Below are 22,912 nucleotides of genomic sequence, written 5' to 3'. Positions count from 1 at the left end.
AACACGTGTAAGAACGTCGGTTTCTAGGTGGTCAAAGCGCCTTCTGGCCGCTGCGACCGCCACCAGACCAGCGCAAAAAGCAAGGCACCGAACGCCAGCACCGCCGCAGCCACCAAAAGCGGCACCGTGAACGAGCCGGTGCGCTGCGCCAGCGGCGCCGCAAACAGCGGCCCGAGGATCTGGCCGACGCCGTAGGAAGCCGTTGCATAGCCGATCAGCCCGGCCGCGGCGTTGCCGCGCAGCCGCCGCGCATCCCGCATCGCGAACAGGGTGATGGTGGTGAAAGGCATGCCCAGCAGCAGGCTGCCCAGGGTGAAGCCGATGATGGTGGGCCAGGCTACGGAAAGCACGACGCCCAGCGCCTGCAGCGCATAGGCGATCGCCAGCAGCAGCCGGTTGTCCCAGTGGACCGGCGCCCGCGCACCGATCAGGGCGCCCGGAACGATCGCCAGGCCGAACAGGGGCCAGAAAAAATCGGGCCAGGGCGAGCCCGGCAAGGCCTGGCGCGCGATCACCGGGAGGAAGGTCGCCGTGATGATGTAACCGAAGCCCGCCAGGCCGTAGAGCCCGACCAGCCAGCGCGCATCGTTGCGCGCGGCGGCCGATTCAGCCTCACTCGGTGCCGCGGCGGTGGCGGCCGGCGACGCTGCGTGCGCGCTTTCGCCGTCGCTGAAGATGCGCCAGATCACGGCGATCAGGACCAGCGACAGCAGGCCCAAGCCAATCCAGCCGGCCTCCGAGCCCCAGCGCCCCACTGCGCCGCCCACCAGACCGGTGACCGCAATGCCGACGCCCGGCCCGGCGTAAATCACACCCTGCAGCGTCGGGGCGCCCGTTTCCGCCAGCCTCCGCAGGCCCCAGCCGGAGGCGAAGACGAAGGTCCAGGCGCTCATGACGCCGGCCGCCGTCCGCAGCACGCCCCAGACGCTGAAGTTGTCCCACAGGCCCATGCCGAGCAGCAGCGCCGCGGTGGCGACCAGCGCTCCGCGGACCATCGTGGCCGGCTTGAGCCGGATCGCCGCGCAGAACAGCGCGCCGACGAAGTAGCCGAGGTAGTTGAGCGAAGCCAGCACCCCACCCGCCTGCAGATCCAGCTTGCCCTCGTGCAGCATGATCGGCAGCATGGGCGTGAAGGCGAAGCGGCCCAGCCCCATCGCCACCGCCAGGCTCACCATGCAGGCGAGCGCTGCGCGCCAGGCGCCGCGCCGGTCGCTTCCGATCGCCGACATTTCGTGCTCTCCGTCTTTCTCTAATCTGCCAGCGCTGCAGCGACCAGCTTCTGCGTGTAGGGATGTTCGGGCGCATCGAGCACGCGCTCGACGCCGCCCGATTCGAGGATCGCACCGTCCTTCATCACGATGACCTGGTGCGCCATCGCGCGGATCACCTCGACGTCGTGCGTGATCAGCAGATAGCTCAAGCCGCGCTCACGCTGCAGTCGCTGCAGCAGACCCAGCACCTGTTTCTGGATCGTGACATCGAGCGCGCTGGTGGGCTCGTCGAGCACCAGCAGCTTCGGGTCGACGATCAGCGCCCGCGCGATCGCCAGACGCTGGCGCTGTCCGCCCGAGAACTCGTGCGGATAGCGGTCGAGCAGCGAGGGGAACTGCGCCTCGCTCAGGCCCACGTCGGCCAGCGCGGCCAGTGCGCGCGTGCGCCGGGCCGCGGTGTCGAGGCCTGGCGCGTGCACCGTCAGGCCTTCACCGACGATCTGTTCGACCGTCATGCGCGGCGAGAGCGACGAGAACGGATCCTGGAACACGACCTGCATCTGGCGGCGCAGCGCGCGGTCGCTCGCGCCGCCGGCATTCCAGCGCTGGCCGGCAACGCCGAGGCTTCCGCCGTACTTGAGCAGACCGAGCGCGGCGAGCGCAAGGGTGGATTTGCCCGAGCCCGATTCGCCGACGACACCCAGCGTCTCGCCCTGCGCAATGCGGAAATCGGCGCCCTGCACCGCCACGAACTCGCCCTTGCGGAACCAGCCGGCCACCCCGGGCCGCGCGACCGGATAGCTGACGCGCAGCGCCTTGGCTTCGAGCACCGGTGGCGCACCCTTCGCCTCCGCGGGAACGGGCGGCACGTCGCGCGTCGGCCGGCTGTCGATCAGCTTGCGGGTGTAGGCATGCTGCGGCGCGCCGAACACGGTCGAAACGGCGCCCTGCTCGACGATGTGGCCGTCCTCCATGACCGCCACGCGGTCGGCGAAGCGGTGCACCAGGTTGAGGTCGTGCGTGATCAGCAGCACGGCCATGTGGTGCTTGCGCTGCAACTCGGCCAGCAGTTCGAGGATCTGCGCGCGCACCGTGACATCGAGTGCGGTGGTCGGCTCGTCGGCCAGGAGCAGGCGCGGCTTGCAGGCCAGCGCCATCGCGATCATCGCGCGCTGGCGCTGGCCGCCCGAGAGCTGGTGCGGAAACGCCCTCGCCCGCCGCGCCGGTTCCGGAATGCCGGTGTCGGCCAGCAACTGCACGGCGGCTTCCTGCGCGGCGCGCGCCGGCATGCCTTCGTGCAGCTCGAGTACCTCGGCGATCTGGTCGCCCACGGTGTAGAGCGCGTTGAGCGCGGTCATCGGCTCCTGGAAGATCATCGCGATCTCCTTGCCACGGATGCCGCGCAGCCGGGCTTCCGGCAGCGACAGCAGCTCGCGTGTTGCACCTCCGCCCTCCCCGCCGGCAAAGCTTGCGGCACCCGAGATATCGGCGTTCTGCACCAGCCGCAGCAGGCTCAGCGCCGTGACGGTCTTGCCCGAACCCGATTCGCCGACCAGCGCCAGCTTTTCGCCTTCAGCGATGGCGAAGTCGATGCCGTGCACGACCTCCTTGCCGCCGAAGGCGACGCGCAATCCGCGGACGTCCAGAAGTGGCCGGCTCATTTTTCGGCCTTCCGCGGATCGAGCGCATCGCGCAGCGCGTCGCCCATGAAGGTCAGCAGCATCAGCGTGAGCACCAGCACGCCGAAGGTGGAGAGCGAAATCCACCAGGCATCGATGTTGGCCTTGCCCTGGCTCAGCAGTTCGCCGAGCGAGGGCGTTCCCGGCGGCACGCCGAGGCCCAGGAAGTCGAGCGAGGTGAGCGCCAGGATCGCCGCGCTCATGCGAAACGGCAGGAAGGTGACGACCGGCACCATGCTGTTGGGCAGGATGTGGCGCCACATGATCTGCAGATTGCCGACGCCGAGCGCGCGTGCGGCGCGCACGTAGTCCATCTGCCGGTTGCGCAGGAACTCGGCGCGCACGTAGTCCGACAGGCCCATCCAGCCGAACAGGCTCAGGAGGATCAGCAGCAGCGCGACGCTGGGGGCGAACACGGCGCTGAAGATGATCAGCAGATACAGCTCCGGCATCGAGCCCCAGATCTCGATGAAGCGCTGGAACGCGAGGTCGGTCTTGCCGCCGAAGAAGCCCTGGATCGCGCCCGTGACGATGCCCAGCACGACGCCGATGACGGTCAGCGCCAGCGCGAACAGCACGCTCACGCGGAAGCCGTAGATCAGCTGGGCCAGCAGGTCGCGGCCGCGATCGTCGCTGCCGAAAAAGTTTTCACTGGAAGGCGCGGCCGGGTTCGGCGATTTCGCGAAGTAGTTGAGCGTCTTGGGGCCGTAGGGGTTGGGCGCGTAAATCGCCCAGTTGCCGCCTTGTGTGATGCGCTCGCGGATGAAGGGATCGAGGTAGTCGGCTGGCGTCTCGAAGTCGCCGCCGAAGGTCTTTTCGGAGTAGTCGCGCAGCACCGGGAAGTAGGTCTGCCCTTCGTAGCGCACCACCAGCGGCTTGTCGGTCGAAAGCAGTTCGGCGAACAGGCTCAGCACCACCAGGACGGTGAAGAGCACGAGGCTCCAGAAGCCGAGCTTGTTGCGCTTGAAGCGCATCCAGGCCCGGCGGCCGGGCGAAATGGTCACGGGGCTGCTGTTAGTCAAACTTCACCCTCGGATCGACCAGGACGTAGCAGAGATCGGAAATCAGCTTGGTCACCAGCCCGATCAGCGTGAAGAGATAGAGCGTGCCGAGCACGACCGGGTAGTCGCGCCGGATCACGCTCTCGTAGCTCAGGAGGCCGAGCCCGTCGAGCGAGAACAGCGTCTCGATCAGCAGCGAGCCGGTGAAGAAAGCGCCGATGAAGGCGGCCGGGAAGCCGGTGATGATCGGAATCAGTGCATTGCGAAACACGTGCTTCCACAGCACTTGGCGCTCGGCCAGGCCCTTGGCGCGCGCGGTCAGCACGTACTGCTTGCGGATTTCCTCGAGGAAGGAGTTCTTGGTCAGCATCGCTGTCACGGCAAAGCTGCCGAGCACCATCGCCGTCACGGGCAGCGCGATGTGCCACAGGTAGTCAATCGCCTTGGCGCCCCAGCTCAGGCTGTCCCAGTTGGGCGAGGTCAGGCCGCGCAGCGGGAACCACTGCAGCTGCCCGCCGAAGACCACCAGCAGCGCCACGCCGAGCACGAAGCCCGGAATGGCATAGCCGATCAGCACGATCAAGGTGGTGACGAAATCGAATCGCGAGCCGGCCCGCACGGCCTTCGCCACGCCGAGCGGGACTGCGATGAGGTAGCTGATGAAGAAGGTCCACAGACCCAGACTGATGGAGACGGGCAGCTTCTCCTTGACCAGTTCCCACACATCCTTGTGCTGGTAGAAGCTGGTGCCCAGATCGAAGCGCGCGAAGGACTTGAGCATCAGCCAGAAACGCTCGGCGGGCGGTTTGTCGAAGCCGTAGAGCTTCTTGATCTCCTCGATGCGCTTTTCGTCCAGACCTTGGCGGCCGCGGTAGCCCGCGCCGGAACTGGCTGCGCGTTCGCCGCCCGAGTCGCGGCCCTGCAGCTGCGCCACCATCTGCTCGACCGGGCCGCCCGGCACGAACTGCACCGTGACGAAGGTCAGCAGCAGCACGCCGAAGAGCGTGGGCACCATCAGCAGCAGGCGTTTCAGGATGTAGCTGGCCATATGACGGCTTCACTTGTTGGCAGGCGATGCCCACCAGGTGCTCATGGCCCAGGCATCGGCTTGGTAGTAAGGCGGGATCACATCCGGCAGCACGAAGGGCCGGGGCCGGTAGCCGATCAGGAAGGCGTCGCCGTAGTACTGCGGCACCGAGTAGTAGCCGTGCGAGAGCACGCGGTCGAGCGAACGCATCGCGGCGCTCAATTCGGGCCGCGTGGTGGCGCCGACCACCTTCTGCAGCAGCGCATCGACCGCGGGATCGGCGATGCCCCAGATGTTCGAGGAGCCGTGGGTAGCGGCCGCCTTGGAGCCGAAGAATTCCAGCAGCTCGCCGCCCGGCGCCGTGGTTCCGGGCAGCCGCACCGAGGTCATCTCGAAGTCGAAGTTGTCCATGCGCTGCTGCGAGAGGGAAAAGTCCACCGTGCGAAAGCTCATCTGGATGCCGAGCTTCAGCAAGGCCGTCTGCAACGGCGTCACGACGCGGATCAGCGAAGGCTGGTCGTTCAGAAACTCGATGGTGAAGACCTCGTTCTTGTCGTTGCGCAGGGCACCGTCGCGGTAGGTCCAGCCGGCCTCGGCCAGCAGCGTGCGCGCGCTGCGCAGGTTCTCGCGCAGGCTGCCGGGTGGCGCGGTACTCGGCGAGATCACGGCCGGCCCAAAGACTTCGGGCCGCAGCTTGCTGCGCAGCGGCTCGAGCAGCGCCAGTTCGTCCGGCTTGGGGAGCCCTTCGGCATGGAACTCGCTGTTCGGGTAGTAGCCCTGCACGCGCTTGTACAGGCCGTAGAAGAGCTGCTTGTTGAGCCACTCGAAATCAAAGGCGAGTCCGATGGCCTGTCGCACGCGAATGTCCTTGAACTTCGGGTTGCGGACATTGAACACATAGCCCTGAAAGTCGCCCGGGTTCTGGTTCTCGAACGCACGCTTTCGGATCTCGCCGGACGTGAACTGCTTGCCCGTGTACTGGCGCGCCCAGTTGCGTGAGGTGAACTCGCGCATGAAGTCGAACTCGCCCGCCTTCAGCCCTTCGAAGCGCGAGGTGTCGTCCAGGTAGATCTTGAAGGTGACGCGGTCGAAGTTGAAGAAGCCCTTGCGCACCGGAAGCTCAGCCCCCCAATAGTTCGGGTCGCGCGTGTAGGTGATGTCGCGGCCCATGCGCGGGTTAGAGATCTTGTACGGCCCCGACGCAATCGGCACCTCGGTCGTGACCTGGTCGAAAGGCTTGCCGGCGCCCCAGGCACGGCTGAATACCGCCATTCCGCCCACGACCAACGGCAGCTCGGGATTGGGGCTCGCGAAGTCGAAGCGCACCGTGCGCTCGCCGATGCCCGTGGCGCTCTTCACCTCGGCGTAGATCGTGCGGAATTGGGGTGCCGCCAGCGGCCCCGTGAGCGTGGTGAAGGAGTGCACCACATCGGCCGCGAGCACCGGCGAACCGTCGTTGAAACGCGCTTTGGGATGAAGGCGGAAGGTGGCGGACCGCTTGTCGGGCGCCACCTCGACGTCCTCGGCCAGCAGGCCGTAGGCCGTGGTCGGCTCCTCCGAGTTGCCGGTCAAGAGGCTCTCGAACATCAGGTTGCCGAGGCCTGATGGCGCCGTGCCTTTGAGCGTGAACGGATTGAACTTGTCGAAGTTGGTGGGCCGCGTCGGCGGCACCATGCGGATCTCGCCGCCCTTGGGCGCATTCGGGTTCACATAGCTGAAATGCGTGAAACCCGGCGCGTACTTGACGTCCCCGAACTGCGCGTACGCATGGGCCGCCCACGAGGGGGCTGCCGAGAGCGCCAACACCAGAAGCAGCCAAGCTCGCATGCGAGAATTCTGCACAAGATTTTCACGAGGTCGCTTTATGGGCTTTCTTTCCGGCAAAAAATTCCTGATCACGGGCGTGCTGAGCAACCGTTCCATCGCCTACGGCATCGCCAAGGCCTGCCATCAACAGGGCGCCGAACTCGCGTTCAGCTACGTCGGCGAGCGCTTCAAGGATCGCATCACCGAGTTTGCGGCCGATTTCGATTCGAAGCTCGTCTTCGACTGCGACGTGGGCGACGATGCCCAGATCGCCAAGCTCTTCGCCGATCTCTCGCAGACCTGGCCCACCTTCGACGGGTTCGTCCACAGCATCGGCTTCGCGCCACGCGAAGCGATCGCGGGCGATTTTCTCGACGGCCTGTCGCGCGACGCCTTCAAGGTCGCGCACGACATCAGCGCCTACAGCTTCCCGGCAATGGCCAAGGCGGCCCTGCCCTATCTCAACGACAAGTCGGCGCTGCTCACGCTGACCTACCTGGGCGCGCTGCGCGTGCTGCCCAACTACAACACCATGGGCCTGGCCAAGGCCTCGCTCGAGGCCTCGGTGCGCTACCTCGCCGAGTCGCTGGGCCCCAAGGGCATGCGCGTGAACGGCATCAGCGCCGGCCCGATCAAGACGCTGGCGGCCAGCGGCATCAAGGGCTTCGGCAAGATCCTCTCGGTGGTGGCCGAGGTGTCGCCGATCCGCCGCAACGTGACCATCGAGGAAGTGGGCAACGTGGCCGCCTTCCTGATGAGCGATCTCGCCAGCGGCGTGACGGCCGAGATCACCTATGTCGACGGCGGCTTCAGCCACGTCGTCGGCGGCATCGCCGAACCGGCCGCGGGCTGAGCCTGGTCCAACCGGCGCAGGCCGCCGGCAGCACCTCTCATAATCCCCCGGCTTGTCAATAAAACATGGCGGGGAGTCGATCATGAGTTTTCGCATTCATTCAGGCCTCGCCTTGCAGGCGCCTGCCGAGCTGTCGCGCCGAGCGCTCCTGCTCGGCGCCGTGGCCGCCACATGCACCTTGTCAGCCCCGTCCGGGGCCTTGGCGCGCGACACAGCGGCCCCGACGCTGATGCTCGCCGAGGTGTACCGCCGCGGCATGCCACTCGACGACCATTGGGTCAGCGAGAAGTACGACGGCGTGCGCGGCTACTGGGACGGCAAGCAGCTCTGGACGCGCGGCGGCGAACGCATCGTCGCGCCGGCCTGGTTCACCGCCTCGCTGCCCGCCGTGCCGATGGACGGCGAACTGTGGGCCGGCCGCGGCCGCTTCGCGCAGGCAGTGTCCACGGTGCGCAGCCAGACGCCGAACGACGCGGCATGGCACGAGCTGCACTTCATGGTCTTCGATCTGCCGGCCCAGCCCGGCGACTTCACGGCCCGTCTCGCCGTCTTGCGAAAGCTGCTGCCGATCACGGATGCGCCCTGGCTGGTGCCGGTCCCGCAGCAGCGCGCGACGACGCACGAGTCGCTGCAGGCGCTGCTCGACAAGACGGTGCGCATGGGCGGCGAGGGCTTGATGCTGCACCGGGGAGCTTCGCTCTACCGTGCCGAACGCAACAGCGATCTGCTCAAGCTCAAGCCCTACGACGATGCGGATGCGCGCGTGCTGGCGCATGTTCCCGGCCGCGGCAAGCATGCGGGCCGAATGGGCGCGCTGCTGGTCGAGACGCCCGAGGGCAAGCGCTTCAGGCTCGGCAGCGGCTTCAGCGATGCCCAGCGCAACGACCCGCCGGCCGTCGGCAGCTGGGTGAACTACCGCTACAACGGCACGAGCCCCGGCGGCCTGCCGAGGTTCGCGCGCTTTCTGCGGGTGCGGGAAGACCTCGCGTCCTCGTCCTGATCGAGGCTCCCGCGTGCTGCTGCCTTACTTGGGCAGCAGCACCTTGTCGACGACGTGGATCACGCCATTGGATTGGTACACGTCGGCCGTGCTCACGGTGGCCCAGCCGCCGTTCTCGTCGCCGACCATGATCTTGCCGCCGCTCGCCTTGGCCGTCAGCGTGCCGCCGGCGGCGGTCTTGAGCGTGGCCATGCCCTTGCCGTCCATGATCTGCCCGCCGAGCGCGGCGGCGTCCAGCCTGCCGGGTACCACGTGGTAGGTCAGGACGGCCGTGAGCTTGCCCTTGTTCTCGGGCTTGAGCAGCGTGTCGACCGTGCCGGCGGGCAAGGCGGCGAAGGCCGTATTGGTCGGCGCGAACACCGTGAACGGACCCGGACCCTTGAGGGTCTCGACCAGGCCGGCGGCCTTGACGGCCGCAACCAGGGTGGTGTGGTCCTTCGAGTTGACGGCGTTGTCGATGATGTCCTTGGTGGCGAACATCGGCGCGCCGCCGACCATGACCTGCGCGACGGCCGAGGCCGCTGCAGCGGCCATCGTGACAGCCAGGGTGAGGGATGCAAGGCGATGGAATCTACGGTTCATGAATAGCTCCTCTGGGATTGAAGCCGCCGCAGAAAGCGCGACGGCTGCAACCAATACGAGGAGCTCGCCGAAGCGGATTCAAAGCACCGCGCGCAATCCTGCGCCGTGGCTGATCCTTCTTCAGTCGGCGTTGCGGACGCAGTCCGCGTAGTAGCGCTTCTTGCCGTTCTCGTCGACGCGCGCCACCAGGCCGTGGATGTCGGTCTCGAAGCCTGGGCACTCGGTATTGAACTGCCGCGCGAACTTGAGGTAGTCGACGATCTTCTTGTTGAAGACCTCGCCCGGGATCAGGAGCGGAATGCCCGGCGGGTACGGCGTGATCAGGCTGGTGGTGATGCGGCCTTCGAGCTCGTCGATCTCCACGCGCTCGGTCTTGCGGTGCGCGATGTGCGCGTAGGCGTCGCTCGGCTTCATCGCCGGCGTCAGGTCACTCAGGTACATCTCGGTCGTGAGGCGCGCGACGTCGTAGCGCGCGTAGAGCTGGTGGACGTGCTGGCACAGGTCGCGCAGGCCGAGGCGCTCGTAGCCCGGATGCTGCTGGCAGAACTCGGGCAGGATGCGCCACATCGGCTGGTTGCGCGCGTAGTCGTCCTTGAACTGCTGCAGCGCCGTGAGCAGCGTGTTCCAGCGGCCCTTGGTGATGCCGATGGTGAACATGATGAAGAAGCTGTAGAGCCCCGTCTTCTCGACAATCACGCCATGCTCGGCCAGGAACTTGGTGACGATGCTGGCGGGAATGCCGGTCTCGGCAAACTTGCCCTGCAGGTCCAGGCCCGGCGTCACGATGGTCGACTTGATCGGGTCAAGCATGTTGAAACCGTCGGCCAGCTTGCCGAAGCCGTGCCAATTGCGCGAACCGTTCTTCCCGTTCGTGCCGGTGCGCGATTCGCCTTCCATGATCCAGTCGCTCGCGCGGCCGATGCCCTCTTCGACCAGCTTCTCGGGTCCCCAGACCTTGAACCACCACTCGTCCGCGCCGAACTCGGCTTCGACCTTGCGCATCGCGCGGCGGAAGTCCAGCGCTTCGAGAATGCTCTCTTCCACCAGCGCGGTGCCGCCGGGCGGCTCCATCATCGCGGCCGCGACGTCGCAGCTGGCGATGATCGCGTACTGCGGGCTGGTCGACGAATGCATCAGGTAGGCCTCGTTGAAGAGGTCGCGGTCGAGCGCGCGGTTCTGCGAATCCTGCACCAGCACGTGGCTGGCCTGGCTGATGCCGGCCAGGAGCTTGTGGGTCGACTGCGTCGCGAACACCAGCGACTCCTTGGGACGCACGCGCCGCTTGCCCATGGCGTGGTAGGCGCCGTAGAACGGGTGGAAGGCTGCGTGCGGCAACCAGGCCTCGTCGAAGTGCAGCGTATCGACGTAGCCGTCGAGCATGCCCTTGATGGTTTCGGTGTTGTAGATCACGCCGTCGTAGGTCGATTGCGTGAGCGTCATCACGCGCGGCTTGACCCGGTCGGCATCCACGTGCGAGAGCAGCGGATTGGCGCGGATCTTGGCCTTGATGGCCGACGGCTCGAATTCGCTCCGCGGGATCGGGCCGATGATGCCGAAGTGGTTGCGCGTCGGCTTCATGAAGACGGGAATAGCGCCCGTCATGATGATCGCGTGCAGCACCGACTTGTGGCAGTTGCGGTCGACCACCACCACGTCGTCGGGCGCCACCGTGTGGTGCCACACCATCTTGTTGCTGGTGCTGGTGCCGTTGGTCACGAAGAAGCAGTGATCGGCATTGAAGATGCGCGCCGCATTGCGCTCGCTGGCCGCCACCGGGCCGGTGTGGTCCAGCAGCTGGCCGAGTTCCTCGACTGCGTTGCAGACGTCGGCGCGCAGCATGTTCTCGCCGAAGAACTGGTGGAACATCTGGCCCACCGGGCTCTTCAGGAAGGCCACGCCGCCCGAGTGGCCCGGGCAATGCCAGGAGTACGAGCCGTCCTCCGCGTAGTCGATCAGCGCCTTGAAGAACGGCGGCTGCACGCCTTCGAGGTAGCTCTTGGCTTCGCGGATGATGTGGCGGGCCACGAACTCCGGCGTGTCCTCGAACATGTGGATGAAACCGTGCAGCTCGCGCAGGATGTCGTTCGGGATGTGGCGCGAGGTCTTGGTCTCGCCGTAGATGTAGATCGGCACGTCGGCGTTCTTGCGCCGCACCTCGCCGATGAAGTTGCGCAGGTTCAGCACGGCCGGGTCGAGGTCGGGGCCGACGGTGAACTCCTCGTCGTCGATCGACAGGATGAAGGCGCTGGCGCGGCTTTGCTGCTGGGCGAACTGGCTCAAGTCGCCGTAGCTCGTGACGCCCAGCACCTCGAAGCCTTCTTTCTCGAAAGCCTGCGCCAGGGCGCGGATGCTGAGCCCCGAGCTGTTCTCGGAGCGGAAGTCCTCGTCGATGATGACGATGGGAAAGCGGAATTTCATGAGCGCGGCTCCGGACTGGCAAATAGGCGCGAAGTGTACGGAATTCAGATGAAGGAATTGATCGGCTTTTGACTCAGAATGTCGTGCCTTCAATAAAGAGAGGAGTCGTCATGGCGAGTTCCACCGTCTGGTGGTTGATTGCGGGAGGGGCCATCGTGCTGGAGCTGCTCTCCGGCACGGTCTACCTGCTGCTGTTGAGCGCGGGCTTCGCTGCGGCGGCGGTGGCGGCCCATGCGGGCGCCAGCCTGACCACCCAGCTGGTGGTCGCGGCGGTGGTGGGGGTGGGGGCCGTGCTCATCTGGCACATCATCCGCCGTCGGCGGCCGGCCGAGCCGCCGACCGCCGCCAACCGCGACGTCAACCTGGATATCGGCGAGAGCGTCTACGTCGACGCCTGGAATCCCGACGGCACCGCCACCGTGCGCTACCGCGGCGCGCAATGGACCGTGGTGCCTCGCGCCGGAAGCACGCCGTCGATCGGCGAGCACCGCGTGGCCGAGGTGGTCGGCAGCCGCCTGGTCGTCGACAAGATCTGACAAGAAGCAAGAACCGAAAAGGAAGCATTCATGGAACTCGCAGTCCCCCTCGTCATCCTGGTCATCGCGATCATCGTCATCAGCCAGTCGATCAAGTTCGTGCCGCAGCAAAACGCCTGGGTGCGCGAGCGCCTGGGCAAGTACCACAACACGATGACCCCCGGGCCCAACTTCCTGATCCCCTTCATCGACAAGGTGGCCTACAAGCACAGCCTGAAGGAAATCCCGCTCGACGTGCCGAGCCAGATCTGCATCACGCGCGACAACACGCAGCTGCAGGTCGACGGCATCCTGTACTTCCAGGTGACCGACCCGATGCGCGCGAGCTACGGCTCGTCCAATTACATCGTGGCCGTCACCCAGCTCGCGCAGACCTCGCTGCGCAGCGTGATCGGCAAGCTCGAGCTCGACAAGACCTTCGAGGAGCGCGACATCATCAACGCCCAGGTCGTGGCCGCCATCGACGAGGCCGCGCTGAACTGGGGCGTGAAGGTGCTGCGCTACGAGATCAAGGACCTGACGCCGCCCAAGGAAATCCTCCAGGCCATGCAGCGCCAGATCACGGCCGAGCGCGAAAAGCGGGCGCTGATCGCGGCCTCCGAAGGCCGCCGCCAGGAGCAGATCAACATCGCCACCGGCGAACGCGAAGCCTTCATCGCTCGCTCCGAGGGCGAGAAGCAGGCGCAGATCAACAACGCGCAGGGCGAGGCGGCAGCCATCACCGCGGTGGCCCAGGCGACCGCCGGCGCCATCGAGCGCGTGGCGGCCGCGATCCGGCAGCCGGGCGGCGAACAGGCCGTGCAGCTCAAGGTGGCCGAGCGCGCGGTCGATGCCTACGGCAAGGTCGCGGCCGACGCCACGACCACGCTGATCGTGCCGAGCAACATGACCGAGACCGCGGCGCTCATCGCCTCGGCGATGCGCATGGTGCAGGCCGGAAAGACATCGGGCACCGCCTGAGATCGATTCGTCCCCGCTGCTACAATGGCGGGCTTCGGAGCGGTGGATGAGCGGTTTAAGTCGCACGCCTGGAAAGCGTGTGAGGGTTAATAGCCCTCCGCGGGTTCGAATCCCGCCTGCTCCGCCAGGAAAAACCGATCCAGTTCCCTCCCATCGCACATGGGAGTCGTCGTGAAAGCCCCGTACCCGGGGCTTTTTCGTTTGGGGGTCGTCGGGCGACAGAGTACCATCGCCTTACTTTTTTCCATCCCCAGAGAAGGAGCTCGGATGGCCGGACAAAGCAAACCGGATCGGGCCGCAGCGCCGCTCGATCAGGCCCTGGACAAGACCGAAGCGGTGGCTGCCGAGGTGCAGCGCGCATCCGACGACCTGGCCGTCATCAACACGGTGCTGGAACAGGAGCTTCCGGACGAAGTGCAGGTGGGCGACGTCGCACAGGCCATCGAGCACACCGGCCAGCTTGAAAAGAAGCTGGCCGAGTCGGCCGAGACGCTCGCCGAAGTCAACGCCACCTTGGCGGAGGAGATCGAGAAGCGTACCGAACGAGAGCGCGACGCCGGCTGATGCATTCGCTCGCGGTTGGCAGTCGAGCGTCCGTCTGCTTTCTCCTACGCAATGAGTTGGCGGCTGTCGCTAGGAACCCGGCAGGCCTCCCGCGCTAGGCTGGCATTCCCACAGCCCGGAAACCCGGAAACCACATGGCCCTCTTCACCTTCCTCGTCGAAGACAACAGGACCATCCGGGACAACCTGATTCCGGCCCTGGAGGATCTGGCGCATGCCCGGATCGTCGGCGCGGCCGAGACCGAGAAGGACGCGACCGATTGGCTGGCCTCCCATGCGAGCGAATGGCAGTTGTTGATCGTGGACCTGTTCCTCAAGGAGGGCTCCGGCCTGGGCGTGCTGCGCAACTGCAGGGAGCGCACGCCACTACAGCGCGCCGTGGTCCTCAGCAATTACGTCAACGCGGACATCCGCGCACGCTGCATGGCGCTCGGTGCGGACGCCGTGTTCGACAAGTCGAAGGAGCTCGATGCCTTCTTCGACTACTGCAACGATGCCAGCCGCTCGACAGCATGAAAAAAGGGCCCGAAGGCCCTTTTTTATTCTGGCAATCGGGCTTCTCAGCTCGCTCCGCGCACCACGGCGATCTGCGTACGCGCACCACCCTTGTAGGTGTAGAGCGTCAGTGCACCGTTCTTGATGTCGCCCTTTTCGTCGAAGGCGATCGGGCCGGTCACGCCCTTGTACTGGACCTTGCCGAGTTCGGGCAGGTACTTGGCCGGGTCGGAAGAACCGGCCTTGACCATCGCTTCGGCCAGCACGTTGACCGCGTCGTAGACGTACGGCGCGTAGATCTGCACTTCGACGCCGTTCTTGGTCTTGAACTTGGTCTTGAAGTCTTCGAGCGGCTGCTTGAAGTCGCCTTCGACACCGCCTGCTTCAGCGCAAACGACCATTTCCTCGCCGATCGCATCGCCGGCCAGCTTGGCCAGTTCGCCGGTGCACAGGCCGTCGCCGCCCATGAACTTGACGTTCATGCCGAGCTGCTTGACCTCCTTGAGCATCGGGCCGCCCACCGCGTCCATGCCGCCGAAGAACAGCACGTCGGGCTTGGCACCCTTGAGCTTGGTCAGGATGGCGTTGAAGTCGGTCGACTTGTCGGTCGTGAACTCGTGGCCGACGATGTTGCCGCCGGCGGCCTTGGCGGCCTTCTCGAACTCTTCCGCCACGCCCTGGCCGTAAGCGGTACGGTCGTCGATCACGGCGATGTTCTTGCCCTTCAGCGTTTCGACCGCGTACTTGCCCAGCGTGCCGCCGAGTTGCGTGTCGTCAGCCACCACGCGGAAGGTGGTCTTGAAGCCCTGGCGGGTGTACTTGGGGTTGGTTGCCGAAGGCGAGACCTGCGGAATGCCCGCATCGCTGTACAGCTTGGAAGCAGGGATCGAGGTGCCCGAGTTCAGGTGGCCAACCACGCCGTTGACCTTGCTGTCGACCAGCTTCTGGGCCACTGCGGTGCCCTGCTTCGGGTCACCCGCGTCGTCTTCTGCCAGCAGTTCGAACTTGGCAACCTTGTCACCGATCTTGAGGCCCTTGGCATTGAGGTCTTCGATGGCCATGCGCGCGCCGAATTCGTTGTCCTTGCCGAGGTGGGCAATGGCGCCGCTCGTGGGGCCCACGTGACCGATCTTGACCACCAGTGCATCCGCCGGAGGTGCGGCAGGCGCGGGTGCCGCTGCAGTCGGTGCGGGCGCGGCGGGCGCAGCTGCTTCTTCCTTCTTGCCGCAAGCCACGAGCGTGAGAGCAGCCAGTGCGACCGCAGTCCATTTCAATTGCATGGGAACCTCCAGAACATTGATAAATAAGAGTACATAGCGGTCTATCGATCCGCGTGCGAAGACTCAGCAAGTTCCGCGCCGCAGGACCCGTAGCGCCCCCGCGCTTTCGACCTGGCGCGCAGTTTAGCCCAAGCTTTGTGCGCCAAATGCTGGCGTAGACCCTGTGTTGTCAGAAAGCTCCTGGGCCAGCGCTTCGCTCACCAAAGCACGCAGCACGGTCTCTATTTCGCCGCGCAAACGCGGGATCATGGTGTCGAGCTGCTGCTGAACGGCAACTGACACGGCGTCGCTCACGCGCTCCTCGAGCGACAGGTCGATGCGCTGCAACACGCGGTGCAGCAACTGCTCTTCGAGCCGGAAGGCGTCGGCCTCCGACAGCAGCGCCTGGGGGTCCAGCGCGACCGCTTGCGAGGGCTCGGGCACTGCAGGTGCGACCGGCTCCGGCAGGGGCTCGGCACCGGGCGCAGGCTCGGGCGGCAGCTCCAGCACGGTCGTCAGCGTGGGCACGAAACGCGGAGGGGTGCGCTGCATCAGGCGGTACTCCCGGCAAAGTCATGGCGCTGGATCGCATAGCCGCGTTCCGCGTAGTGCCGCCAGCGCTTGCGGCCCGCGAGCCGGTCGGCGTCGTCGGCGCTCACGATGTCGATCAAGCGCTCGAAGCGTTCGAAACCAGCGGGCAGTTCCGCACCCAGGTTCACCAGCACCTGCTGATGCGGCAGCGGCGCAGCGCCGCTTTCGGCCAGCACGACCGGCGAACGCGCCACCGTGTGCGGCTCGCCGTCGCTGCGGCAATGGGCGATGAACTCGGCCGGCGCAAAGGTCCACAGGGCCAGGTCGACCGCATCCAGCAACTGGGGATCAGCCACCACCACCACACGCGCGCCGCGCGCGCCCACGGCCTTGCGCAGCAGCCGGCAGGCGTAGTTCACCTTGTCCGGCGTGTTGAAGTGGAAGTCGATCTCGGTCACGTTGCCGACCGGGTCTTGGCGCTCTTGCGGGACTTGCGCGGCGCTGTCTTCACGGCCGCCTTGCGGGCCCGCTCCAGCAAATAGGTCAGCAGCAGCCCGACCGGCCGCCCCGTCGCGCCCTTGGCCGCACCGCTCTTCCAGGCCGTGCCCGCAATGTCCAGGTGGGCCCATTGGAAATCGCCCGCGAAGCGCTGCAGGAACTTGGCGGCGGTGATCGCCCCGCCCGCGCGGCCGGCGATGTTGGCCACGTCGGCGAAATTGCTCTTGAGGCCCTCGGCGTAGTCCTCGTCCAGCGGCATCCGCCAGCAACGGTCCTGCGCTTCTTCGCCGGCGGCTTCGAGCGCAGCGGCCAACGTGTCGTCGCTGGCAAAGAGACCGCTGCGCACGCCGCCCAGCGCGATCACGCAAGCGCCGGTCAGGGTGGCGATGTCGATCACCGCAGCCGGCTCGAAGCGCTTGGCATAGTTCAGCGCGTCGCACAGGATCAGACGGCCTTCGGCATCGGTGTTAAGCACCTCGATGGTCTGGCCGCTCATGCTGGTGACGACGTCGCCGGGCTTGACCGCGCGGCCGTCGTTCATGTTCTCGCACGACGGAATCAGCCCGACCACGTTGAGGGCGGGCTGGATGTCGCCGAGCGCGCGGAACACGCCGAGCACGCTCGCGGCGCCGCACATGTCGAACTTCATCTCGTCCATCTCGGCCGCCGGCTTGAGCGAAACGCCGCCGGTGTCGAAGGTGATGCCCTTGCCGACCAGGACCACCGGCGCCTCATCCTTGGGCGCGCCCTGGTAGCGCAGCACGATGAAGCGCAAGGGTTCGGCCGATCCCTGCGCGACCGCGCTGAACGCCCCCATGCCGAGCTTCTCCACTTCCTTCGGGCCCAGCACTTCGCACTTCACGCACGGCAGCGCGGCCAGCTTGCGCGCCGCATCGGCCAGCAGCGAGGGGGTGCAATAGTTGCCGGGCCGATTGCCCCACTCCTTGGCCAGTTCGATGCCCGCGACCATGGCCGTGGCCTCGTCGAAAGCTTCTCGCAGCGGCCCCGCCTCCGTGACGCCGAAGCCCAGGTAGCGGATCGAGCGCGGCTCGGCCTTGGACTTGGAGGTCGTGTAGACGTAGCTCGCGTCGGCGGCCGCGGCGATCGCGCAGCGCAGACCGGCAGCGTCCGCGGCCTGCGCGAAGACGATGAGGACGCGCCTGGGGTCGCCGGACTTGGCCGCATTGACCGCGGCAAGCACACCGGCGCGCACCGACGCAGGCTTGCCGTCGCCCACCGAAGCCAGCACCACGCGCGGCGCCGCGACGTGCGCCGGGCGGTACAGCGCCAGCAGCTTGCCGGCCTTGTCGGGGAGGTCGCCGGCCTTGCGAGCCTCCGCGATCAATGTGGCGATGGCATCCTTGGAGGGGGTGGTGCCGGCGGCAACGAGCACGATCAGCACATCGGCTTTTTCGGCGGCAGCCTGAGCGGTGGAGAGGGTCTTGAGTTGAAAGTCCATAATCCTTTTTTTCCCTCGACGATGTTATTCCATTCCTCTTTACGCAAGGAGCTGTCCCGCAGCTTCGGCGCCACCCTCGTGGTTCTGGCCACCATCGTGATGACCATGATGCTGATCCGCACGCTCGGACTGGCATCGCGGGGCAGCGTCAATCCGTCCGAGGTCTTCCTCGTGATGGCCTACACGGTGCTCGGCTACATGCCGACGATCCTGAGCCTCAGCCTGTTCATCTCGATCGTCGGCACCCTGTCGCGCATGTACCGCGACAGCGAGATGGTGATCTGGTTCTCGAGCGGGCGCGGCCTGGCGGATTTCGCGCTGCCGCTGTTCCGCTTCGCCTGGCCGGTGCTGCTGCTGATCGCCGTGTTCGCGCTGGTCGGCTGGCCATGGGCCAACTCGCAGACCCAGGGGATGCGCGAACAGTACCAGCGCCGCGGCGACATCGAGCGCGTGTCGCCCGGCGAGTTCCGCGAGTCGGCCGGGCGCAACCGCGTGTTCTTCATCGACAAGGACACGCCGGATGGCGCCACCGCCACGAACGTTTTCATCTCCTCGATCGAGCGCAACATGCAGATCATCACATCGGCCCGCAGCGGCCGCATGGAAGACATCGGAGAAGCGCGCTACCTCATGCTCAGCAATGGCCAGCGCGTCTCGCGGACATTGGATGGGCTGGAGCTCAAGATCAGCGAGTTCGACACCTACGGCGCCAAAGTCGGCGGCGACGAGGGGGTCTCGACGGACACGAGCCCGGTGCGCACCCGCACCACGCTGACCCTGCTGCGGGAACCGAATACGGCCAATCGCGGCGAACTGGCCTGGCGCATCGGCATGATGCTCGCGGCCATCAATTTCGTGCTGCTGGCGCTGACCCTGACGAGTGTGAATCCGCGCGTGGGCCGCAGCGGCAATCTGCTCTTCGCGTTGTTCGCTTTCGTCCTCTACTACAACATGCTCAATCTCGGCCAGAACTGGGTGGGCTCCGGCCGCTACAGCATGGGCGGCTTCATGCTGGCGCTGCACGGCGGCGCGCTGCTGCTCGGCCTGCTCTGGCTTGCCAAGCGACACTTCAACTGGGGCCGCCCGCGCCTGCGGCCCGCAACGCCACCCCACGCGTGAAAACCATCCGTCGACTGATCTACGTGGAGGTGCTGAAGGCCGTGGCCTTCGTCACCCTCGGCTTCCTGAGCCTGTTCTTCTTCTTCGACTTCGTCGACGAACTGCAGTCGATCGGCAAGCCGGGGAGCGGCGCCTACGGGGCCGCCCAGGCCCTGGTCTTCGTGACGCTGCTGATCCCGAGCCACCTGTACGAGCTGCTGCCGATCACCGTGCTGATCGGCACCATCTTCGTGATGGCGCGGCTCGCGCAGAGCTCCGAATACACGATCCTGCGCACCAGCGGTCTCGGGCCCTGGCGCGCGCTGCGCACGCTGCTGCTGCTGGGACTTGGCTTCGTGTTCCTGACCTTCGCTGTCGGCGACTATGTCTCGCCGGCTTCGGACCGGACTGCCCAGCTGCTCAAGTCGCGCTACCAGGGCGTCTTCACGCTCGCGGGCAACACGGGCGCCTGGCTGAAGGAAAAGCAGGGCGACATGTCCTACGCGGTCAACGTGGTCTCGATGGCGCGCGACGGCACGCTGAAGGATCCGCGCATCTTCGAGTTCGACGGCAACGGCTTCGTGACCTCGCAGACCACCGCATCCTTCGCGCGCATCCTGGATGGCCATTGGGCGCTCTTCGGCGTCGAACGGCAGCAGTACGACACGCGCAACGCGGCAGACCGGGCTCGCATCGTCACCACCAAGATTGCGGCGCTGGACTGGCCGAGCTCGCTCACGCGCGAGATGGTGTCGGTCGCCCTGCTGCGTCCGGACCGCATGCGCACGCTCGACCTGTTCGAATACATCCAGCATCTCAACGCCAACGGCCAGACCGCGCAGCGCTACGAGATCGAGTTCTGGCGCAAGGTGTTCTATCCGCTGTCCTGCCTCGTGATGGTGGTGCTCGCCCTGCCCTTCGCTTACCTGCATTTCCGCCAGGCCGGCATCACGGCCTACGTGTTCGGCGGCGTGATGATCGGCATCAGCTTTTTCCTGTTGAACAACGTGTTCGGCTACCTGGGCAACCTCAGCAACTGGTGGCCCTGGATCACGGCGGCGGCGCCCGGCCTGATCTACACGGTGATGTCGCTGGCCGCTTTCAGCTGGCTGGTGCTGCGGCGGTAGCGGCCCTGATGACGGCCGCGACAGGCATCGTTCTCTTTGCGCACGGCTCGCGCGACGAGCGCTGGCGTGCGCCGGTGGAGGCCGTGGCGCGTCGCGTCGCGGCGCTCGATCCCTCGGCCCGTGTCGCCTGCGCCTACCTCGAATTGGTGGCGCCGGACCTGCGCACCGCGGCGGCAGAGCTGATCGCCGGCGGGGCCGGCGCCATCCGCGTGGTGCCGCTCTTTCTCGGCATGGGAAAGCATCTGCGCGAAGACCTGCCCGGCTTGCTCGACGCGCTGCGTGCCTTGCATCCGGGGGTCGTCTTCTCGCTCGCGCAGGCCGTCGGCGAAGAGCCGGAAGTGATCGATCTGCTGGCTCGCGTGGCACTCAAATCCTGAACTTGCGGTGCTTTCGATAGACATCGAAGGCATAATGAATTCCGAATTAAGACGGAATTTGTTATGAATCTTCACCAGTTCAAATTCGTGCAGGAAGCGGTTCGGCGCAACCTCAATCTGACTGAAGCGGCCAAGGCGCTTCACACCTCGCAGCCCGGTGTGTCCAAGGCCATCATCGAACTCGAGGAAGAACTGGGCGTGGAAATCTTCGCGCGCCACGGCAAGCGCCTCAAGCGCGTGACCGAACCCGGCCAGCATGTGCTCGCAAGCATCGAACTGATCATGCGCGAGGTCGGCAACCTCAAGCGCATCGGCGAGCAGTTCAGCGCCCAGGACAGCGGCACGCTTTCGATCGCCACCACGCACACGCAGGCGCGCTACGTGCTCCCGGTGCCGGTGGCGAAGCTGCGCGAGGCCTATCCCAAGGTCAACGTGAGCCTGCACCAGGGCTCGCCCGACCAGGTGGCGCGAATGGTGATCGACGAGATCGCGGAGATCGGCATCGCGACCGAATCGCTGTCCGACTACGCCGATCTCGTGACCATCCCCTGCTACGAATGGCAGCACGTGCTCGTGCTGCCCAAGGAGCATCCGCTCGCGAGCAAGGAGCGCATCTCGCTCGAGGACATCGCGGCCGAGCCGATCATCACCTACCACCCTTCCTTCACCGGCCGCACGCGCATCGACCATGCGTTCGCGCACAAGAAGCTCACGCCGCGCATCGCGCTCGAGGCCATCGACTCCGACGTCATCAAGACCTATGTGCGGCTCGGTCTCGGCGTCGGCATCGTGGCCGAGATGGCGGTGCGCGACGATTCCAATGCCGATCTCGTGGTGCGGCCGATGGGCCATGTGTTCGGCACCAACATCGCACGCGTCGCATTCAAGCGCAGCGCCTACCTGCGCAACTTCGTCTTCAAATTCGCCGAGCTGCTCTCCGACCGGCTCGATCGCAACCTGATCGCCAAGGCCTTGAGCGGTCATCACCAGGACTACGAGCTGTGAGCATCGCCCGCACCCCCGACGTCAAGACCAAGCTGCCTACCGTCGGCACGACCATCTTCACCGTGATGTCGGCGCTCGCCGCCGAGAAGAAGGCAGTGAACCTCGGCCAGGGTTTTCCGGATTTCGACTGCGACCCGAAGCTGCTCGAAGCCGTCACCCGCGCGATGGCGGCCGGCCACAACCAGTACCCGCCGATGCCCGGCATCCCCGCCCTGCGCGAAGCGATCGCGGCGAAGATCTCGACGCTCTACGGGCACGGCTACGACCCGAACACTGAGATCACCATCACCGCCGGCGCAACGCAAGCGATCATCACGGCGATCCTCGCGGTGGTGCACGCGGGCGACGAGGTGATCGTGCTCGAGCCCTGCTACGACAGCTACGCGCCCAACATCGACCTGGCCGGCGGCACCGTGGTGCGCGTGCCGCTCACGCCCGGCAGCTTCCGCCCCGACTTCGACAAGATCGCGGCCGCGATCACGCCGCGCACGCGCGCCATCATCGTCAACACGCCGCACAACCCCAGCGCCACCGTGTGGACCGAAGCGGAGATGCGCCGCCTCGAGGAACTGCTCGCGCCCACCGACGTGCTGGTGATCAGCGACGAGGTCTACGAGCACATGGTCTACGCCGGCGCGCGCCACGAAAGCGCGGCGCGTTTCCCGGGCCTCGCGGCGCGCACCTTCATTGTCAGCAGCTTCGGCAAGACCTACCACGTGACCGGCTGGAAGGTCGGCTACGTGGCCGCGCCAGCGGCGCTCAGCGCCGAGTTCCGCAAGGTGCACCAGTTCAACGTGTTCACCGTGAACACGCCGATGCAGCATGCGCTGGCAAGCTACATGGCCGATCCCGCGCCCTACCTCGAACTGCCGGCCTTCTACCAGCACAAGCGCGACCTGTTCGCGGCCGGCCTGGCCAGGACGCGGCTCAAGCTGCTGCCCAGCGCCGGCACCTACTTCCAGTGCGTGGACATCAGCGAGGTCAGCGACCTCGGCGAGTCCGACTTCTGCCAGTGGCTCACGAGCGAGATCGGCGTCGCCGCGATTCCGCTCTCGGCCTTCTATGCCGACGGTTTCGACCAGCGCGTGGTGCGCTTCTGCTTCGCCAAGAAGGACGAGACGCTCCAGACAGCCATCGACCGACTGGCGCGGCTCTGACACGAACGGTAGGAGAGTCCTGACCGCCGGAGGGCGCGCCTTCCGGCGATGGATTCGCCTGCCGATGCCGAGCATGGACTCCTCCATACAAAAGACCTAGGAGAAATCCATGTCGCTCTCAATGATCCTGCTGATCGTTCTGATCCTGCTCCTGGTCGGCGCGTTGCCGAGCTGGGGCTACAGCCGCAGCTGGGGCTATGGCCCGAGCGGCGGCCTGGGTCTGGTGCTGCTGGTGGTGATCGTGCTGCTCCTCATGGGGCGCATATAGGT

23 protein-coding genes and 1 tRNA gene are annotated in these 22,912 nt (G+C 66.2%); 13 read left to right on the top strand and 11 right to left on the bottom strand.

Features of this window, described 5'->3' with window-relative positions; all coding sequences use genetic code 11:
• Window positions 1–23: 23 nt before the first annotated feature.
• Genes ACSQ89_RS13260 through ACSQ89_RS13240 form a run of 5 tightly spaced genes read right to left on the bottom strand, consistent with a single transcriptional unit; the run spans window position 24 to window position 6,745 of the window.
• On the bottom strand, window positions 24–1,229 hold the full coding sequence (locus tag ACSQ89_RS13260; RefSeq protein WP_436290465.1) for a YbfB/YjiJ family MFS transporter: 1,206 nt from the start codon (window positions 1,227–1,229) through the stop codon (window positions 24–26).
• Between the two features lie 20 nt (window positions 1,230–1,249).
• Complete coding sequence (locus ACSQ89_RS13255) at window positions 1,250–2,872, bottom strand: ABC transporter ATP-binding protein (RefSeq protein WP_436290466.1); 1,623 nt, start codon at window positions 2,870–2,872, stop codon at window positions 1,250–1,252.
• A complete protein-coding gene (locus ACSQ89_RS13250) occupies window positions 2,869–3,894 on the bottom strand; it encodes an ABC transporter permease (RefSeq protein ID WP_436290467.1) in 1,026 nt (341 codons plus the stop codon). Before ACSQ89_RS13250 ends, ACSQ89_RS13255 begins: the two co-directional genes overlap by 4 nt.
• 10 nt (window positions 3,895–3,904) lie before the next feature.
• Complete coding sequence (locus ACSQ89_RS13245) at window positions 3,905–4,939, bottom strand: microcin C ABC transporter permease YejB (RefSeq protein ID WP_093107557.1); 1,035 nt, start codon at window positions 4,937–4,939, stop codon at window positions 3,905–3,907.
• A 9-nt stretch (window positions 4,940–4,948) separates the two neighbouring features.
• Window positions 4,949–6,745, bottom strand: coding sequence for an extracellular solute-binding protein (locus ACSQ89_RS13240; RefSeq protein ID WP_436290468.1), 1,797 nt, complete (start codon window positions 6,743–6,745; stop codon window positions 4,949–4,951).
• A gap of 37 nt (window positions 6,746–6,782) precedes the next feature.
• Here ACSQ89_RS13240 and fabI point away from each other — a divergent pair, with 37 nt between their 5' ends.
• Entirely contained in the window at window positions 6,783–7,577 is a 795-nt protein-coding gene (gene fabI, locus ACSQ89_RS13235; protein WP_093107561.1) for an enoyl-ACP reductase FabI, read from the top strand.
• Window positions 7,578–7,659: 82 nt separating this feature from the next.
• Window positions 7,660–8,577 carry a DNA ligase gene (locus tag ACSQ89_RS13230; protein WP_436290469.1) on the top strand — a complete coding sequence of 306 codons (918 nt, stop codon included), beginning with the start codon at window positions 7,660–7,662 and terminating at the stop codon, window positions 8,575–8,577.
• 24 nt (window positions 8,578–8,601) lie between these two features.
• On the opposite strand, the gene ACSQ89_RS13225 is transcribed toward ACSQ89_RS13230, so the two are convergent.
• Window positions 8,602–9,159, bottom strand: a complete 558-nt coding sequence (locus tag ACSQ89_RS13225) for a fasciclin domain-containing protein (RefSeq protein WP_093107565.1) — start codon at window positions 9,157–9,159, stop codon at window positions 8,602–8,604.
• 120 nt (window positions 9,160–9,279) lie between these two features.
• Window positions 9,280–11,577 carry an arginine/lysine/ornithine decarboxylase gene (locus ACSQ89_RS13220; RefSeq protein WP_093107567.1) on the bottom strand — a complete coding sequence of 766 codons (2,298 nt, stop codon included), beginning with the start codon at window positions 11,575–11,577 and terminating at the stop codon, window positions 9,280–9,282.
• Window positions 11,578–11,687: 110 nt separating this feature from the next.
• On the opposite strand from ACSQ89_RS13220, the gene ACSQ89_RS13215 reads away from it, so the two are divergent.
• The 5 genes from ACSQ89_RS13215 to ACSQ89_RS13195 all read left to right on the top strand — a co-directional run bounded on the left by ACSQ89_RS13215 (window position 11,688) and on the right by ACSQ89_RS13195 (window position 14,152).
• Window positions 11,688–12,113 (top strand): NfeD family protein, encoded by a 426-nt coding sequence (locus tag ACSQ89_RS13215; RefSeq protein WP_093107569.1) that lies wholly within the window; start codon window positions 11,688–11,690, stop codon window positions 12,111–12,113.
• Window positions 12,114–12,143: 30 nt separating this feature from the next.
• Entirely contained in the window at window positions 12,144–13,073 is a 930-nt protein-coding gene (locus ACSQ89_RS13210) for an SPFH domain-containing protein (RefSeq protein ID WP_093107571.1), read from the top strand.
• Window positions 13,074–13,109: 36 nt separating this feature from the next.
• Window positions 13,110–13,200: transfer RNA gene (locus ACSQ89_RS13205), tRNA-Ser, on the top strand.
• A gap of 140 nt (window positions 13,201–13,340) precedes the next feature.
• Window positions 13,341–13,637, top strand: a complete 297-nt coding sequence (locus ACSQ89_RS13200; RefSeq protein WP_093107573.1) for a hypothetical protein — start codon at window positions 13,341–13,343, stop codon at window positions 13,635–13,637.
• Window positions 13,638–13,771: 134 nt separating this feature from the next.
• Window positions 13,772–14,152: a response regulator gene (locus ACSQ89_RS13195; protein WP_093107575.1), complete on the top strand. Its 381-nt coding sequence runs from the start codon at window positions 13,772–13,774 to the stop codon at window positions 14,150–14,152.
• Between the two features lie 44 nt (window positions 14,153–14,196).
• On the opposite strand, the gene ACSQ89_RS13190 is transcribed toward ACSQ89_RS13195, so the two are convergent.
• From ACSQ89_RS13190 to ACSQ89_RS13175, 4 genes are all read right to left on the bottom strand, one after another.
• On the bottom strand, window positions 14,197–15,411 hold the full coding sequence (locus tag ACSQ89_RS13190) for a branched-chain amino acid ABC transporter substrate-binding protein (protein WP_436296198.1): 1,215 nt from the start codon (window positions 15,409–15,411) through the stop codon (window positions 14,197–14,199).
• A 123-nt stretch (window positions 15,412–15,534) separates the two neighbouring features.
• Complete coding sequence (locus ACSQ89_RS13185) at window positions 15,535–15,942, bottom strand: hypothetical protein (RefSeq protein ID WP_436290471.1); 408 nt, start codon at window positions 15,940–15,942, stop codon at window positions 15,535–15,537.
• A complete protein-coding gene (locus tag ACSQ89_RS13180; protein ID WP_093107581.1) occupies window positions 15,942–16,379 on the bottom strand; it encodes a DNA polymerase III subunit chi in 438 nt (145 codons plus the stop codon). Before ACSQ89_RS13180 ends, ACSQ89_RS13185 begins: the two co-directional genes overlap by 1 nt.
• Window positions 16,376–17,878 (bottom strand): leucyl aminopeptidase, encoded by a 1,503-nt coding sequence (locus ACSQ89_RS13175; protein WP_436290472.1) that lies wholly within the window; start codon window positions 17,876–17,878, stop codon window positions 16,376–16,378. The genes ACSQ89_RS13180 and ACSQ89_RS13175 overlap by 4 nt, the downstream gene beginning before the upstream one ends.
• 21 nt (window positions 17,879–17,899) lie before the next feature.
• Between ACSQ89_RS13175 and lptF the strand changes: the two genes are divergently transcribed.
• The 6 genes from lptF (at window position 17,900) to ACSQ89_RS13145 (ending at window position 22,910) form a co-directional block, all read left to right on the top strand.
• Window positions 17,900–18,997 (top strand): LPS export ABC transporter permease LptF, encoded by a 1,098-nt coding sequence (gene lptF, locus ACSQ89_RS13170; RefSeq protein WP_093107585.1) that lies wholly within the window; start codon window positions 17,900–17,902, stop codon window positions 18,995–18,997.
• Complete coding sequence (gene lptG, locus ACSQ89_RS13165) at window positions 18,994–20,103, top strand: LPS export ABC transporter permease LptG (RefSeq protein ID WP_093107587.1); 1,110 nt, start codon at window positions 18,994–18,996, stop codon at window positions 20,101–20,103. The genes lptF and lptG overlap by 4 nt, the downstream gene beginning before the upstream one ends.
• 8 nt (window positions 20,104–20,111) lie before the next feature.
• The gene (locus ACSQ89_RS13160) at window positions 20,112–20,480 is read left to right on the top strand and encodes a sirohydrochlorin chelatase (protein ID WP_093107589.1); all 369 of its coding nucleotides are present in this window, start codon (window positions 20,112–20,114) and stop codon (window positions 20,478–20,480) included.
• A gap of 63 nt (window positions 20,481–20,543) precedes the next feature.
• Complete coding sequence (locus ACSQ89_RS13155) at window positions 20,544–21,485, top strand: CysB family HTH-type transcriptional regulator (protein WP_093107591.1); 942 nt, start codon at window positions 20,544–20,546, stop codon at window positions 21,483–21,485.
• The gene (locus ACSQ89_RS13150) at window positions 21,482–22,642 is read left to right on the top strand and encodes a pyridoxal phosphate-dependent aminotransferase (RefSeq protein WP_436290473.1); all 1,161 of its coding nucleotides are present in this window, start codon (window positions 21,482–21,484) and stop codon (window positions 22,640–22,642) included. The genes ACSQ89_RS13155 and ACSQ89_RS13150 overlap by 4 nt, the downstream gene beginning before the upstream one ends.
• A 109-nt stretch (window positions 22,643–22,751) precedes the next feature.
• The gene (locus ACSQ89_RS13145) at window positions 22,752–22,910 is read left to right on the top strand and encodes a DUF3309 family protein (RefSeq protein WP_093107595.1); all 159 of its coding nucleotides are present in this window, start codon (window positions 22,752–22,754) and stop codon (window positions 22,908–22,910) included.
• The last annotated feature ends 2 nt before the right edge of the window (window positions 22,911–22,912 follow it).

The organism is Variovorax sp. LjRoot175, assembly GCF_964253805.1.
In the GTDB taxonomy this organism is placed as follows: domain Bacteria; phylum Pseudomonadota; class Gammaproteobacteria; order Burkholderiales; family Burkholderiaceae_C; genus Variovorax.
This window is presented reverse-complemented; position numbering and strand designations above follow the sequence as displayed.

Excerpts from the sequence above, each read along its gene's own strand:
- ACSQ89_RS13260 (WP_436290465.1), bottom strand. The coding sequence starts at position 1,229 with ATGTCGGCGATCGGAAGCGACCGGCGCGGCGCCTGGCGCGCAGCGCTC.
- ACSQ89_RS13255 (WP_436290466.1), bottom strand. The coding sequence starts at position 2,872 with ATGAGCCGGCCACTTCTGGACGTCCGCGGATTGCGCGTCGCCTTCGGC.
- ACSQ89_RS13245 (WP_093107557.1), bottom strand. The coding sequence starts at position 4,939 with ATGGCCAGCTACATCCTGAAACGCCTGCTGCTGATGGTGCCCACGCTC.
- ACSQ89_RS13240 (WP_436290468.1), bottom strand. The coding sequence starts at position 6,745 with ATGCGAGCTTGGCTGCTTCTGGTGTTGGCGCTCTCGGCAGCCCCCTCG.
- fabI (WP_093107561.1), top strand. The coding sequence starts at position 6,783 with ATGGGCTTTCTTTCCGGCAAAAAATTCCTGATCACGGGCGTGCTGAGC.
- ACSQ89_RS13230 (WP_436290469.1), top strand. The coding sequence starts at position 7,660 with ATGAGTTTTCGCATTCATTCAGGCCTCGCCTTGCAGGCGCCTGCCGAG.
- ACSQ89_RS13225 (WP_093107565.1), bottom strand. The coding sequence starts at position 9,159 with ATGAACCGTAGATTCCATCGCCTTGCATCCCTCACCCTGGCTGTCACG.
- ACSQ89_RS13220 (WP_093107567.1), bottom strand. The coding sequence starts at position 11,577 with ATGAAATTCCGCTTTCCCATCGTCATCATCGACGAGGACTTCCGCTCC.
- ACSQ89_RS13215 (WP_093107569.1), top strand. The coding sequence starts at position 11,688 with ATGGCGAGTTCCACCGTCTGGTGGTTGATTGCGGGAGGGGCCATCGTG.
- ACSQ89_RS13210 (WP_093107571.1), top strand. The coding sequence starts at position 12,144 with ATGGAACTCGCAGTCCCCCTCGTCATCCTGGTCATCGCGATCATCGTC.
- ACSQ89_RS13200 (WP_093107573.1), top strand. The coding sequence starts at position 13,341 with ATGGCCGGACAAAGCAAACCGGATCGGGCCGCAGCGCCGCTCGATCAG.
- ACSQ89_RS13195 (WP_093107575.1), top strand. The coding sequence starts at position 13,772 with ATGGCCCTCTTCACCTTCCTCGTCGAAGACAACAGGACCATCCGGGAC.
- ACSQ89_RS13190 (WP_436296198.1), bottom strand. The coding sequence starts at position 15,411 with ATGCAATTGAAATGGACTGCGGTCGCACTGGCTGCTCTCACGCTCGTG.
- ACSQ89_RS13185 (WP_436290471.1), bottom strand. The coding sequence starts at position 15,942 with ATGCAGCGCACCCCTCCGCGTTTCGTGCCCACGCTGACGACCGTGCTG.
- ACSQ89_RS13175 (WP_436290472.1), bottom strand. The coding sequence starts at position 17,878 with ATGGACTTTCAACTCAAGACCCTCTCCACCGCTCAGGCTGCCGCCGAA.
- lptF (WP_093107585.1), top strand. The coding sequence starts at position 17,900 with ATGTTATTCCATTCCTCTTTACGCAAGGAGCTGTCCCGCAGCTTCGGC.
- ACSQ89_RS13160 (WP_093107589.1), top strand. The coding sequence starts at position 20,112 with ATGACGGCCGCGACAGGCATCGTTCTCTTTGCGCACGGCTCGCGCGAC.
- ACSQ89_RS13155 (WP_093107591.1), top strand. The coding sequence starts at position 20,544 with ATGAATCTTCACCAGTTCAAATTCGTGCAGGAAGCGGTTCGGCGCAAC.
- ACSQ89_RS13145 (WP_093107595.1), top strand. The coding sequence starts at position 22,752 with ATGTCGCTCTCAATGATCCTGCTGATCGTTCTGATCCTGCTCCTGGTC.